Source organism: Mesorhizobium sp. B2-2-3 (assembly GCF_006442405.1).
GTDB lineage: Bacteria > Pseudomonadota > Alphaproteobacteria > Rhizobiales > Rhizobiaceae > Mesorhizobium.
In genome coordinates this window covers 63,924-76,967 of record NZ_VFWC01000005.1, presented here as the reverse complement: position 1 = coordinate 76,967, position 13,044 = coordinate 63,924, and the positions used below count along the sequence as shown (strand labels likewise).

Genomic DNA, 13,044 nt, shown 5'->3' with positions numbered 1-13,044 from the left:
AGTGGCACGGGAAGACGCTATCTCGCAAGACCCTGAATGCCGGAACTCCGAGCCGAGATAGGTAAGTCGACAGCCAATTGACGTAAATATCTTGCCCTGCGACTCTAGAAACGACTGAGCATGTTCTCTGATGGCGTATTCGCCGTTCTCATCACCGTGCTAGTGCTGGAGTTGAGACCACCCGGTCAGCCGACTTTCGTTGCGTTGCTATCCCTGTGGCCGACGTGGCTGAGTTACGCCGTGAGCTACATCTTCATCGCCATCGTCTGGGCCAATCACCACTACCTCATGCGCTACGCTCGCGAGACGACACCGCACCTCATGTGGTTCAATTTCGCGCATTTGTTTTCGATCTCACTGCTCCGCTATCCACTGCTTGGATGGCGGTGAGCGAACTCGAGCCGCAGCCCGTAGCCTTTTACGCAGCCGCCTTCTCTCTGGTGAATGCAACCTACATCGGGCTGATCTGGGAGCTGCTCGATCGGCGAAGCAGCGTCAAGATTTCGCCCAAAGTACGCAGGCTCATGCGCGTCCGATCCTTACGACCTTGGCCCTCTTCGGCGTGGCTGCAATGATTGCGCTGAAGTACCCCCTTGCGGGCTTGGGTCTCTGCATCTGCTGTCTGCTCGGCTATTTGAATCCCGAACCGCCAATGGCTGAAACGCGGCGAAACTGACAAAAGTAGGCCTAACTCCGCAGCGTTTTTGCGATTTCACAGCGCTGCTCGCGCATCACACATCAGGGTGTCCCCGTTCCTGCAGCACCCAAGTGTTGCCATCTGGATCCGAGAAGCCCGCGAAGCTGGCATAGTCTCGGTGGTTGGGGTCGAAACCTGGGGCGAACGCTCCACCCCAGCCGTCGATCGGAGCCTTGTGCTTGAGTTCGCTGACTTCCACTCCGCGTTCGAGCAACCGGCTTCGCGCAGTCTCAATATCCGTAACGACAAGATAGATGTTGCGAAGCGACCCTGCGGGCGCGTCCGTAACGCCTTTGCCGAATTGTATTGAGCAGTGGGAGCCAGGCGGCGTGAGCTGGACCACACGGAAGGTGGTGTTCGGCGCATAGTCGACATCGAGCGCAAAGCCGACCCGGTCCACATAAAACCGGAGCGCACGATCGATATCGCTTATCGGCAGTGTGACAACCTCAAGCGATAATATTCCGAACGCGGCTGTGCCAGACTTCATAGTCCGTCCCCTTCGATTAGCTTACAAATCGATGACTAGATCACGGGTCGGTTGCGAGCAGCAAATGAGAAGGTTGCCGTCGGCCGGCCTTTCAAGCGGTTCAGGCTCATAGGCGATCGCGCCTGATATCAACCCACTTTCGCAGTTGTGACAAACACCGGTTCGGCATGACCACCGGGAGGGAACGTCACAGGCCTCTGCCAGCTCCAGAATGCTCCGGTACACTGAAGGGTTCCAATGGGCGGCTACACCACTTCGAGCGAAGGAGACCAGCGGACCGGCATCGGTGTCGCCTTCCGGCAGATGTGGCGCGCGCCGCTCGCTGGCAACAACACCGGGGTTCAGCGGCTCGCTCCCGTTGAAGATCTCGATACGAACGCGATCCGGGGCGACGCCCGATGCGGCTAGCGCCTCTTTCATGTCTGCCATGAAGTCGACAGGTCCGCAGAGATAGACGTCCGCGTCCTGCGGGATACTGACACTATTGAAGACCAATGATGATAGGTGGCCGGTTGCATCAAAATCGACGCCGAGTCTGTCGACCGGGTCTGGCCTGCTATAGCAGACATAACTGCGACCATGGGGGAGACTGGCCATCAGACGGCGGACTTCGGCTGCAAAAGGATGGTGCCGTCTGTCGCGAGCCGCGTATAGCCAGAGGACCTGCCGCGTGTCCCGGGCTGCCGCCAGCGCGTATAGTATTGCCAGAAGAGGTGTCGCGCCGATGCCTGCGCTGAGCAGAACCACGGGGCTCTGCCCAGGCTGCAATGTAAAGCTTCCGCGCGGCGAGCTTACGTCGACAAGATCGCCTATCCGCACATGATCCCGCAGAAAAAGGCCGGCCGTCCCGTGCGGTTCGATCTTGACGCTGATTCTGTAGCGCTCTTCCGAGAGTGGGCCCGAGAGCGAGTAGCTGCGAAATAGCGCAGCACTGGAACGGGTCGGGCGAAGGCGCAGCACGATATATTGACCAGGTAGAGCGGGCGGGAGCGGCTTTCCATCGGGATGCCGCATCGACAGAGAGACGACGTCCACGGACTCCTGCTCTAGATCAGCCACCGCGAGCGGCTGAAATCCGGGAGCAGCAGGGTGTAACGCGGCTGGCGGAGCGAGCCCGGCATTGCCGCTCTCTACGCCGGTCGATTGGCTGCGCAGCAAAGCCTCAAAAGAACCCCGCCATCCTGGCGAAAGCGCTTTGATCCGCGCCGCGCGCTCCAATTCGACGCGGGGATGTTCCGGTGAATAAAGCAGTGCATTCAGCTCAGCGACGGTTACCCGTTCATTCGCTTCGCCCACCTTGAGGATTTCGTCGCCCGCTCCTACCTCGCCTTCTTGCAGAACTCGGAAGTAGAATCCTGGCCGGCCGCTGGAAGTCAGCAATGCCGGCATTCGGGGCTCGTCCATGCGGATGCCAACCCGGTAGCATGTGACGCGAGGTTGAGTGACCTCGAAAAGCGCGCCTCCAATACGAAATCGATCTCCGATGCAAACTGCATCGTCTGGCAAGCCCTCGACCGTGAAGTTTTCGCCGAACTGACCATAGACGAAGTCGGTCCTGTTCAGGTGCTTCTGCCAGTAGCGATATGATGCGATTTGATAGACGAAGACGGCCCGCTGCTCGCCCCCGTGCCCGGCGAGGTCGCCCTGACCGTCACCGTCCAAATTCAATCGGCCAACGCGACAACGTCCGGCTACCGGGTTTTTGAAAATGCCGGTGTATACGGTGCGGTCATTCCAAGAGATGTTGCGCGGAAGCCCCACGTTCACGGACAATAGTCGCGCCATGCTCCGCTCCGTTTAATCGCGACCGGTAGCTAGCCGCCGGCAATCATTTCGGGGCCTCCACCAGGTGCCCGCTCCAACTCGGCCACATCGAGATTTCGATCAGGACCGTGAGGGACGACCGTCTGGCCAGGCTCGAGATGAAGCTGAACGTCGTCGAGGAAGACCGGAACTATGTCCGGCTCAAACGACACAAGGTTGGCAATGCGGCGGACTTCGGGATAGGCGTCGGTGTAGGACCATGCCGCCTGACGAGCGTCGCCAATAGAATAATAGCTGCAGAGCCCTTTGTAGGGACAGAACGTCTGAAGCTTTACCGCTGTGAGGGAGGACTCGTGGATGTCATCACGAGGGACATACCAGCGTGGAGCGAACCCGGATTCGTAAAGGCCCAATGGATGCCTGGTATCCGCAACGACGCGGTCGTTGTAGCGGACCACGAGGTGACGAGAACTCTGTCGAATATCTACGCGATGGTATGGGTCGGCAGCATGACCCAGGATTCGTTCGTCTTCTTCATAGAAGGCATCCATGGCGCGCCATGCGAACGCCAATCGTCCCTGGAGTTCTGTTGCATGGGCAGGGAGGTTCGTGTGTTGCCACGCTCCTCTGGCGGCCACGTGTTGCTCGCCTACCCGGACAGTGTACCATGAAGTAGACCCAAGATCAGGATGTTGGGTGATCTGCTCTGTCCGCTCCAACACATGTGCTGAAATGTCGGACTCCGGAAAATAAGCTACCGGGTAGCGGGCGGGTTCAAACAGTAGGAGAACGTCGTCGCTTTCGGCAACCCAAACCCCGCCAAACAATACGCGCATGCGCCGGCGCAGCCGTTCCACATATAACATTCTCTTGGGCAACGCTCCGGGGACGAGAAACCGACCGATGGCTCCCGTCGAGAGAGGACCTTGTTGCCAAGACAGTCCCACTGCTCAGTTCCCGATATCGCGGCAGAGCCGCAAATAGCTATTTGCAACGTAAGTCCGAGAAATTGGTTCCACCACCGATCGCAAACTTCCAGAGCGGCTCGCGCGCTCGGAAATTCGCACCCACTTCGCGGAAGACGGCTAGGCGACTGCAAGCCGGCTGAGGGACGGCCGTTCGCACGCTATATGGGTCGATCAAATCGGCGCGGCGCAGCAGCAATCGGCCATTCAACCACCCCAGCGATTGTCCACTTTGGCAGGCGCATTGCCTATAACCTGCCAGTCCGCTTTCGGCCCCGAAATGCGACATTCACACTCGTCTCGGCAACCGCACCTTCCCGCCCCGCGCTCCCCTCACGCGGTCTTCTGCGCCACCAACCCCAGCTCCTCCACCATGGCCTGGCGCATCAGGAATTTCTGCGGCTTGCCGGTCACCGTCATCGGCAATTCGGCGCGAAAGCGGATGTGACGCGGGATCTTGTAATGCGCGATCTGGCCGGCGCAGAAGGCCTTAATCTCCTGCTCGGTGGCGATCTGGCCGGGCTTGAGCACAATCCAGGCGCAGAGCTCCTCGCCGTATTTGGCGTCGGGAATACCGAACACCTGCACCTCCCTGACCTTGGGGTGCCGGTAGAGGAACTCCTCGACCTCGCGCGGATAGACGTTCTCGCCGCCGCGGATGACCATGTCCTTGACCCGGCCGACGATGTTGCAATAGCCCTCGGCATCGATCGTGGCGAGGTCGCCCGTATGCATCCAGCCGTCGGCATCGATCGCCTCGCGGGTCTTGTCCTCGTCGTCCCAATAGCCCTTCATCACGGAATAGCCGCGTGTGCAGAGTTCGCCCGGCGCACCGACGGCAACGGTTGCGCCATCGGCATCGACGGCCTTGACCTCGACATGGGGATGAACGCGCCCGACAGTCGAGACGCGTTTTTCCAAGGGGTCGTCGACGCTGCTCTGGAAGGAGACCGGGCTGGTCTCGGTCATGCCGTAGGCGATGGTCACTTCGGACATATGCATCAGCGACACCACCTTCTTCATCACCTCGATCGGGCATGGCGAGCCGGCCATGATGCCGGTGCGCAGGCTGGACAGGTCGAAGGCGGCGAAATCGGGATGGTCGAGCAGGCCGACGAACATGGTCGGCACGCCGTAGAGGCCGGTGCAGCGTTCCTGCGCCACCGCGTTCAGTGTCGCGCCGGCATCGAAGCCCTCGCCAGGGAACACCATGGTCGAGCCCTTGGTGACACAGCCCATCGTACCCATCGACATGCCGAAACAATGGTAGAGCGGCACGGGAATGCAAAGCCGGTCGTCGACCGTCAACCTGATGGCCGAGGTGACGAAATTGCCGTTGTTGAGGATGTTGTTGTGGGTCAGCGTCGCGCCCTTGGGCGCGCCCGTGGTTCCGCTGGTGAACTGGATGTTGATGGCGTCCTCCGGCTTCAGCCCTTCGGAGATGCGGTCGAGGCTGTCATGCTCGTCGCGCCCCGCCATCGCCAGCACATCGGCGAAATTGAACATGCCGGGCGAGTTCTCCTCGCCCATGCGGATGACGATCCGGAGCGCCGGCAGTTTCTGTGCCCTGAGCTTGCCGGGCGTGGCCGTCGCGATCTCCGGCGCCAGCGTCTCGATCATGCCGAGATAATCCGAGGTCTTGAAGCTGGCCGCGGTGACCAGAGCCTTGCAGCCGACCTTGTTCAGCGCATAGTCCAGCTCGGTGAGCCGGTAGGCCGGGTTGATGTTGACCAGGATCAGGCCGATGCGGGCGGTGGCGAATTGCGTCACCAGCCATTCCCAGCGGTTGGGCGACCAGATGCCGACGCGATCTCCCTTTTCGAGGCCCAGCGCCAGGAAACCGGCGGCCAGCGCATCCACCGTGTCGGACAGCTCGCTCCAGGTGAAGCGCTTGTCCTGGCCGACGAAGACGGCGGCATCGAGCGTGCCGTATTTGCCGGCCGTGTCGGAGAACAGTGCGGGAATGGTCTTGTTGAGCAGCGGCACGCCACGCTCGCCCGAGACGTGCGCCTTGCCGTCGACGGGCGCGACAAAGACGCTGCCGGCGCGCGCCCCGCGTCCGCGCAAACTGGTGGCGTTCTTCAGCTCGTCGAGATTGACCGGCATCGCTCTCTCCTCCCAGAACATCCGAACCTATCAGCCTGCCGGGACGGTGGAAATCCCGCCGAAGGTAGGGCCAAGCTTCGAAGGCGGACCGCGCCGCCTTCCACGGTCATAAGAATGGCAGGGTCGTGAGAATGGCGCAGAACGAAAAACCCCGCCTCGAAGGGCGGGGGGCGCAAATCATCACCATAGCGGTATTTGTAGCATAGTGGCCGGCACAAAGCAAGAACAAAATTTGTCCGCCGCCAGCTATCCCTTCACCGAGGCCATGCTGGCCGCTATGTCGCGCAGCATCGTCTCGTCGGCCGTGGAACGCGTCTTTCGCGATGCGACAAGACACGCCTGCGACCGCAGCACGACGCCGTCGACCAGCACCTTGAGATGGTTGGCGCGCAGCGTCGAGCCGGTGGTGGTGATGTCGACGATGACATCGGCAAGGCCGGCCGCCGGCGCGCCCTCGGTGGCGCCCAGGCTCTCGACGATGCGATAGACCTGGATACCGTGCTTCTGCGAGAAGAATTGCTGGGTCAGCCGCCAGTATTTGGTGGCGATCCTGAGCCGCCTTCCGTGACGCTGGCGGAAATCGGCGGCGACATCATCGAGGTCGGCCATGGTCTCGACGTCGAGCCAGATGTCGGGCACGGCCACCACGACATCGGCATGGCCGAAGCCGAGACGGGCGACGATTTCGGCGCGCGCCTCCCAGTCGGCGAGGTTCTCGCGCACGAGGTCCTCGCCGGTGATGCCGAGATCGACGGCACCTTGCCCGATCTCGCCCGATATTTCGGAGGCGGACAGGAAAACGACCTCGACATTGTCCATGCCTTCGACGCGGGCGTGATATTTGCGCTCGTCACCGGGCAGGCTGATGGCGAGGCCGGCTTTCGCCAGCACCTCCAGCGCCTGCTCCTTCAACCGGCCCTTGGACGGGATCGCCAGCGTGATCATGGCGCGTGCTCCCGCAATGCCTCGATGCGGTCGAGCCAGACCGAGAAGCCGACGCCGGGGATCGGCGTCTTGGCGCCGAGCAGCGTCAGCAGCCGGTCGTAGCGGCCGCCGCCGGCCAGCGGCCTTTCACCATCTTGCGCCGCGATCTCGAAGACGAGGCCGGTGTAATAATCGAGCGGGCGGCCGAAGGCGGCGTCATAGCGGATCTTTTGCGCCGGCAGGCCGTTCGCCTCGACGGCCTTGGCGCGCGCCGCGAATTTTTCCAGCGCGGCTCCCAGCGAAAGCCCGGCGGCACCGGCAAAACTCTCGAGCGCCTGGGCCGCGCCGTCGAGCGGCACGTCGATCGCCAGAAAGGTCTTCAGCGCCGCGAAGGCTTCGTTGGACAGCCGCACGCTGCGCAGCTCGGCCTTTTCGATCAGCCGCCGCGCGATATCGGCCGGCGCGCGTCCGGCCGAAGCCGACAGGCCGGCCTGTTCCATGCCGCCGGCTATATGCGCGGAGAGACCGTCCAGGTCACCGTCGAGCACAAGTGCCGCGACCGGGCCGGAGAGCTGGCTGTTGCGCGGCGGGTTGGCGAGATCGGCAAGGGATGCCTCCAGCATCGGCGCCGAGCCGAAGGCGCGGGCGAGCCGCATGCGCCAGCCGCGCGGCAGGCCGAGAGCCGCCAGCACCGCCTCGAAGATGGCCTGGTCGCCGAGTGTGATCGAGAGCGTCTGGCCCGGCAGCGCCAGCGACAGCAGCGCATGCGCGTCGGCCACCGAGCGGGCATCGGCCGCGGCCGTGTCGCGGTCGCCGAGATCCTCGATGCCGGCCTGGAAGAACTCGTTGCCGCCTTCGCGGCGCTGGCGGAACACTTCGCCCAGATAGGAGTAGCGACGCGGCGTACCGGCCTGGCTGGCGATATGATCGAGGCAGACGGGAATGGTGAATTCCGGCCGCAGGCAGAGCGTCTGCCCGGTCTCGCTTTCGGTCAGGAAAATGCGGCGGCGCAAATCCTCGCCGGCCATGTCGAGGAACGGATCGGCCGGCTGGAGCACGGCGACCTCCACCGCATGCGTGTCGCGGGTCGCGAAGAGGCCGGCGATGTCGGCCGCGATGGCGGGATAGCGGGAGGTCATAGAGCCCATGGGCGCGAGGCACCCCCCTCTGTCCTGCCGGACATCTCCCCCGCAAGGGGGGAGATCGGCAGCTTCGAGCGCAGCGCCTTTTCTGCCACGACGGAGATTGGCGAAAGCATACGCGACATCCAATCTCCCCCCTTGCGGGGGAGATGGCCGGCAGGCCAGAGGGGGGTGCTCAAGCGCCACCCTTCGCGCGGTCGGCTGCCTGCGCCGCCAGGATCTTCCTCACCTCTGCCACCAGCTCGCTTTCCGCCACCGTGACCTGCGCCGGGCGGGCGGCACGCCATTCGGCGTTATCGGTGATCTCGGCCGACAGGCGCGCGCCTTCGATCAGGTCCTTGATCTGCAATTCGCCCTTGGCGCGCTCGTCGCCGCCCTGGATGATCGCGACCGGGCAGCCGCGACGGTCGGCATATTTGAGCTGCGCCTTCATGCCGGCGCCGCCGAGATACATTTCGGAACGGATGCCGGCGGCACGCAGCTCGCCCACCATCTTCTGGTAGCGGCCGAGGCTTTCGGTGTCCCTGTCCATGACCAGCACGACGACCGGCGCGATCACATCGGGGCTGTCGAGCTTGCCGAGGTTCTTCAGCGCCGTCATCAGCCGGGAAACGCCGATGGAGAAACCGGTCGCCGGCACCGGCTCGCCGCGGAAGCGCGACACCAGCCCGTCATAGCGCCCGCCGCCTCCGACCGAACCGAAGCGCACGATCTGACCATCCTCGTTGGGGATCTCGGCCAGGAGCTCGGCTTCGAAGACCGGGCCGGTGTAGTATTCTAGGCCGCGCACCACGGAGCGGTCCATGGCGACGCGGTCTTCGCCGTATCCCGCCGCCCTGACCAGGGCCTCGATGGTCGCGAGCTCGCCAACGCCCTGCTGATAAACGGCGTTCGCACTGACGCTGGCATCCTGGCCGGCCTGCGCATTGGGCGCGGTCGCCAGAAGAACCGCTTCGGCTTGCGCATCGTTCAGTCCGGCGCCCTTGGCGAAGTCGCCCTCGCCTTCCTTGCCGCCGTCCCAGCGCCCCGGTCCCAAGAGAAGCCGCACGCCTTCCGGCCCGAGCTTGTCCAGCTTGTCGATCGCCCGCAGCACGGTCAGCCGACGGCCCATATTCTCGTCACCGCCGAGGCCGATCGCCTCGAGCACGCCGTCCAGCACCTTGCGGTTGTTGACGCGGATGACGTAGTCGCCGCGCTTGATGCCGAGCGCTTCCATCACATCGGCCATCATCATCGTCATTTCGGCGTCGGCCGCGACGCCCGGCGTGCCGATCGTGTCGGCGTCGAACTGCATGAACTGGCGGAAGCGGCCGGGACCGGGCTTCTCGTTGCGGAAAACCCAGCCGGAACGGTAGCTGCGATAAGGCTTCGGCAAGCGCTCGAAATTCTCGGCGACGAAACGCGCCGTCGGCGCGGTCAGGTCGTAGCGCAGCGACAGCCACTGGTCGTCATCGTCCTGGAAGGAGAACACGCCTTCGTTCGGCCGGTCCTGGTCGGGCAGGAATTTTCCGAGCGCATCGGTGTATTCGATCAGCGGCTGGTCGGCGGGCTCGAAACCGTAGAGTTCGTAGACCGAGCGGATCGTCGCCATCATCTTCTCGACGGCGCGGATATCTTCGGCGCTGCGGTCGGCAAAACCGCGCGGCAGCCGCGCTTTCGTCTTTTCCGATTTGTCGGCCATGGATTCGCCCGGTGTTTCGTGTTGCTGAAAACTCAACAGCGTTGCGATTTTCGCAACGGGCGTGTCCTAACCGAACAGGTCCTACCGGGCAAGGCCGGCGGCAGGCGCTGTCTCCATGCATGCGAGAAGGCACGCGGGCGTTCGCCGAAACAAAAACGCACCGAAAATGAAACAATCCCGCCATCGGCGCGGCATCGTGCCGACATAATCGAGGCCGATACAGCACACCGCAATGAAGGGGTTCGGGACATGATGAGCGCGGTGGAGTTTCACGACAACAGGGATGCGGGCGACATGCCGGCACGCCTGCGCGCCGCAGATGTCCATGCTCCCAGGATGATCGGCCAGCCGGCCGGACCGTTCGAGGTACACGCCGATACCGGCAAGGGACCTTCCCTGCGCGACGCATTGGTGACCGGCCTGCTGGTGATCTATCCAACCGTCGCCACCGTGGTCGCGATCGTCGCCGGCCTGTTCCTGGGAAGTGCCAACGGCGCCTGAGGCTATTTCGGCCGTTTGAAAGCCTTCCGCTCCTTCTCGACCTCCTTGCGGCACACACACCCCTCGAGATGATCGTTGACCAGACCCATCGCCTGCATGAAGGCGTAGACCGTGGTCGGGCCGACGAAGGTCCAGCCGCGCTTCTTCAGGTCCTTGGAAATGCGGATCGAGACCGCCGTGGTGGGATTGGCGCGCAGATGGCCGAGGTCGACGACCTGCGGCCGTTCCTCCTTGCCGGGTTCGAATTTCCAGAACCAGGCAGCGAGCGAGCCGAATTCATCGGCCATCTCGCGGGCACGCCTGGCGTTGTTGATGGTTGAGACGATCTTGCCGCGATGGCGGATGATGCCGGCATCGCCGAGCAGGCGCTCGACGTCCTTGTCGGTGAAGGCGGCGACCTTGTCGAAATCGAAGCCGGCGAAAGCGGCGCGAAAATTCTCCCGCTTGCGCAGGATGGTCAGCCAGGACAGGCCCGACTGGAAACCTTCGAGACAGATCTTCTCGAACAGCCGGCGGTCGTCCGCCACCGGGCGGCCCCATTCATGGTCATGGTAATGCAGGTAGTCGGGCAGATTGCCATGCCAGAAGCAGCGCGCGACACCGTCGGGTCCGGCGAGAAGGCCGGTTTGTTCCTTGTCCATGGCGAGAATTCCATTCGTTAACGCGCTGGTTGCGCTGCTTTACCTTGGCTTTACCAGATTCCTGAACGCGGCGGTAACCACACCAAAAGGTTTACCGACAGTTCCGCATTTTACACATTCCGATTCATGTTTCGGTTGCTGTTCCCGCGCCAATGATCGCTGAACCGGGAGGTCGTTTCCACCCGGTTTGTCAGACGATCAAGGTGCTTTCCCGATGAAGAGAGTTTTGTTTTCCGTGCTCGGCGCCGTGGCTGCGTTTGCCGCAGGCGTCACACCTTCCACGGCCGGAGACCGCTATGCCGACAGACCGCCGGTGATGGTGAGCCCCGACCTTTCCGCCCCCTGGGTGCTGCAGCTTGGCCAAGCGCCGGGGATCGTGCGGCAGAACCGGCAGGTCGCGCAGCAGCCGCGCCCGCGTTATGCGCAGCCCGACCGCGTGCAAACGGCGGCCGTGCAGGCCCCGGCCAAGCGCATGGTCGCGCGCCCGCAGATCAATCCGATCTACCTGCCGCAGGAAGTCGCCTATGACGGCTCCCAGAAGCCGGGCACCATCGTCATCGATACGACCCAGAACTTCCTCTATCTGGTCGAGAAGGACGGCAAGGCGCGGCGCTATGGCGTCGGCACCGGCAAGCCGGGCTTCGAATGGTCGGGCACGCACAAGATCACCAACAAGCGGGTCTGGCCGGACTGGCGCCCGCCGGCCGCGATGATCAAGCGCGAGGCCGCCAAGGGGCGCTACCTGCCAACCTACCTGGCCGGCGGCATGGAGAACCCGCTCGGCGCGCGCGCGCTCTATCTCGGTAGTACGGAATATCGCATCCACGGCACCAACCAGCCCTGGACCATCGGCGGCGCCGTGTCGTCGGGCTGCATCCGCATGCGCAACGAGGATGTCGTCGACCTTTATGAACGGGTCGATGTCGGAACCACTGTCGAGGTGATATAATAGTTGCTGCGAATCACCCGCTCCGGAAGCGCAGCGCTTCCCGGATCGGAAGAAATAACGGGGGACGGGCCGTATGGGGATGCGGCCGGTCAGAAAGGGCGGCACGGGAAACCGTGCTGCCCTTTCCGTTTCGGACGAAGCTGCCGCGCCCGCACGTCGCGCAAAAGGCATGACGGTTCGCATTCGTGCTGCCATTGCCGCTGTTCTTTTGCTATGGCAAGGCAACGCTCAGGTCAGAAGAGTCCGATCATGTCACTGTCCGACGACAGCCGCTATCTCAAGGGCGGCCCGGTTGCCCGGCGCATCATCGCCGCCGTGCGCGAGGATGCGGCGATCGCACGGGCCGAAGGTTTCCCGCCCAAACTGGTGTCGATCACCGTCGGCGATACGGCGGCGGTGGATGTCTATGTACGAAACCAGCGCGCCAAGGCAGAGCTGGCGGACATCGATTTCGACGAACGGCGCTTTCCCGCCACCATCACCGCGGGCGAACTGGAAGCGGCGATCCACGGCCTGAACGCCGATCCGCGCGTTACCGGCATCATCATCCAGCGGCCGGTGCCGGCACATATCCCGATCAGGACGTTGCAGGCGGCGGTGCATCCGCTGAAGGACGTCGAAGGCATGCATCCGGCCTCGATCGGCAACATCGTCTATAACCAGCTCGATCTGGCGCCCTGCACGGCGGCCGCCTCGGTCGAGTTGCTCAAGGAAACCGGCCTCGACCTCAAGGGCCTGGAAGTGGTGATGGTCGGCCACTCCGAGATCGTCGGCAAGCCGATCGCCTTCCTCTTGATGAGCGAAGGCGCGACGGTCACGGTCTGCCACCACATGACGCGCTCGGTCGCCGCACACGCGCGCCGCGCCGATGCGCTGTTCGTCGCCGTCGGCAAGCCGCGCCTGATCAAGGCCGACATGGTAAAGCCGGGTGCGGCCGTCATCGACATCGGCATCAATTCCGAGACGCTGCCGGACGGTTCCACCCGTATCGTCGGGGACGTCGACACCGACAGCGTGAAGGACGTGGCCTCCTGGATCACTCCGGTGCCGGGCGGCGTCGGTCCGATCACCGTTGCGATCCTGCTGCGCAACACGATGGTGGCGCTCAGCCGCCAGCGCGCGCTCTACGAGGCGACCTACGGCACGATCGACAGGCTGGCGGCCGAATAACGCCGGGGCGGCCC

The 13,044-nt window shown here is 63.4% G+C and carries 12 protein-coding genes; 4 read left to right on the top strand and 8 right to left on the bottom strand.

Annotated elements, in window-relative coordinates:
• The first annotated feature begins 120 nt into the window (after nt 1–120).
• The gene (locus FJ951_RS28730) at nt 121–390 is read left to right on the top strand and encodes a TMEM175 family protein (RefSeq protein ID WP_246670999.1); all 270 of its coding nucleotides are present in this window, start codon (nt 121–123) and stop codon (nt 388–390) included.
• 341 nt (nt 391–731) lie between these two features.
• Here the strand turns inward: FJ951_RS28730 and FJ951_RS10980 are convergent, their stop codons facing one another.
• From FJ951_RS10980 to hisS, 7 genes are all read right to left on the bottom strand, one after another.
• Nucleotides 732–1,187 carry a VOC family protein gene (locus tag FJ951_RS10980; RefSeq protein ID WP_140515048.1) on the bottom strand — a complete coding sequence of 152 codons (456 nt, stop codon included), beginning with the start codon at nt 1,185–1,187 and terminating at the stop codon, nt 732–734.
• 21 nt (nt 1,188–1,208) lie between these two features.
• Nucleotides 1,209–2,972 (bottom strand): MOSC and FAD-binding oxidoreductase domain-containing protein, encoded by a 1,764-nt coding sequence (locus tag FJ951_RS10975; RefSeq protein ID WP_140498357.1) that lies wholly within the window; start codon nt 2,970–2,972, stop codon nt 1,209–1,211.
• Nucleotides 2,973–3,001: 29 nt separating this feature from the next.
• A complete protein-coding gene (locus FJ951_RS10970; protein WP_246671707.1) occupies nt 3,002–3,817 on the bottom strand; it encodes a DUF427 domain-containing protein in 816 nt (271 codons plus the stop codon).
• 432 nt (nt 3,818–4,249) lie between these two features.
• Nucleotides 4,250–6,022, bottom strand: a complete 1,773-nt coding sequence (locus tag FJ951_RS10965) for an AMP-binding protein (protein ID WP_140515044.1) — start codon at nt 6,020–6,022, stop codon at nt 4,250–4,252.
• Nucleotides 6,023–6,268: 246 nt separating this feature from the next.
• Nucleotides 6,269–6,967 (bottom strand): ATP phosphoribosyltransferase, encoded by a 699-nt coding sequence (gene hisG, locus FJ951_RS10960; RefSeq protein WP_140498360.1) that lies wholly within the window; start codon nt 6,965–6,967, stop codon nt 6,269–6,271.
• A complete protein-coding gene (locus FJ951_RS10955) occupies nt 6,964–8,085 on the bottom strand; it encodes an ATP phosphoribosyltransferase regulatory subunit (protein WP_140515251.1) in 1,122 nt (373 codons plus the stop codon). Before FJ951_RS10955 ends, hisG begins: the two co-directional genes overlap by 4 nt.
• A gap of 178 nt (nt 8,086–8,263) precedes the next feature.
• Nucleotides 8,264–9,769, bottom strand: coding sequence for a histidine--tRNA ligase (gene hisS / locus FJ951_RS10950; protein WP_140515042.1), 1,506 nt, complete (start codon nt 9,767–9,769; stop codon nt 8,264–8,266).
• Between the two features lie 249 nt (nt 9,770–10,018).
• Between hisS and FJ951_RS10945 the strand changes: the two genes are divergently transcribed.
• The gene (locus tag FJ951_RS10945) at nt 10,019–10,270 is read left to right on the top strand and encodes a hypothetical protein (RefSeq protein ID WP_140515041.1); all 252 of its coding nucleotides are present in this window, start codon (nt 10,019–10,021) and stop codon (nt 10,268–10,270) included.
• Nucleotides 10,271–10,272: 2 nt separating this feature from the next.
• Here the strand turns inward: FJ951_RS10945 and FJ951_RS10940 are convergent, their stop codons facing one another.
• A complete protein-coding gene (locus tag FJ951_RS10940) occupies nt 10,273–10,911 on the bottom strand; it encodes a DNA-3-methyladenine glycosylase I (RefSeq protein WP_140515039.1) in 639 nt (212 codons plus the stop codon).
• A 214-nt stretch (nt 10,912–11,125) separates the two neighbouring features.
• Here FJ951_RS10940 and FJ951_RS10935 point away from each other — a divergent pair, with 214 nt between their 5' ends.
• Both FJ951_RS10935 and FJ951_RS10930 read left to right on the top strand, forming a co-directional pair.
• Entirely contained in the window at nt 11,126–11,860 is a 735-nt protein-coding gene (locus tag FJ951_RS10935; RefSeq protein ID WP_140515038.1) for a L,D-transpeptidase, read from the top strand.
• Between the two features lie 249 nt (nt 11,861–12,109).
• The gene (locus FJ951_RS10930) at nt 12,110–13,030 is read left to right on the top strand and encodes a bifunctional 5,10-methylenetetrahydrofolate dehydrogenase/5,10-methenyltetrahydrofolate cyclohydrolase (protein WP_140498366.1); all 921 of its coding nucleotides are present in this window, start codon (nt 12,110–12,112) and stop codon (nt 13,028–13,030) included.
• Nucleotides 13,031–13,044 lie beyond the last annotated feature (14 nt).

What these genes read in the sequence shown, in the direction of transcription:
- FJ951_RS28730 (WP_246670999.1), top strand. Translation starts at nt 121, where the DNA reads ATGTTCTCTGATGGCGTATTCGCCGTTCTCATCACCGTGCTAGTGCTG.
- FJ951_RS10980 (WP_140515048.1), bottom strand. Translation starts at nt 1,187, where the DNA reads ATGAAGTCTGGCACAGCCGCGTTCGGAATATTATCGCTTGAGGTTGTC.
- FJ951_RS10975 (WP_140498357.1), bottom strand. Translation starts at nt 2,972, where the DNA reads ATGGCGCGACTATTGTCCGTGAACGTGGGGCTTCCGCGCAACATCTCT.
- FJ951_RS10970 (WP_246671707.1), bottom strand. Translation starts at nt 3,817, where the DNA reads ATGTTATATGTGGAACGGCTGCGCCGGCGCATGCGCGTATTGTTTGGC.
- FJ951_RS10965 (WP_140515044.1), bottom strand. Translation starts at nt 6,022, where the DNA reads ATGCCGGTCAATCTCGACGAGCTGAAGAACGCCACCAGTTTGCGCGGA.
- hisG (WP_140498360.1), bottom strand. Translation starts at nt 6,967, where the DNA reads ATGATCACGCTGGCGATCCCGTCCAAGGGCCGGTTGAAGGAGCAGGCG.
- FJ951_RS10955 (WP_140515251.1), bottom strand. Translation starts at nt 8,085, where the DNA reads ATGACCTCCCGCTATCCCGCCATCGCGGCCGACATCGCCGGCCTCTTC.
- hisS (WP_140515042.1), bottom strand. Translation starts at nt 9,769, where the DNA reads ATGGCCGACAAATCGGAAAAGACGAAAGCGCGGCTGCCGCGCGGTTTT.
- FJ951_RS10945 (WP_140515041.1), top strand. Translation starts at nt 10,019, where the DNA reads ATGATGAGCGCGGTGGAGTTTCACGACAACAGGGATGCGGGCGACATG.
- FJ951_RS10940 (WP_140515039.1), bottom strand. Translation starts at nt 10,911, where the DNA reads ATGGACAAGGAACAAACCGGCCTTCTCGCCGGACCCGACGGTGTCGCG.
- FJ951_RS10935 (WP_140515038.1), top strand. Translation starts at nt 11,126, where the DNA reads ATGAAGAGAGTTTTGTTTTCCGTGCTCGGCGCCGTGGCTGCGTTTGCC.
- FJ951_RS10930 (WP_140498366.1), top strand. Translation starts at nt 12,110, where the DNA reads ATGTCACTGTCCGACGACAGCCGCTATCTCAAGGGCGGCCCGGTTGCC.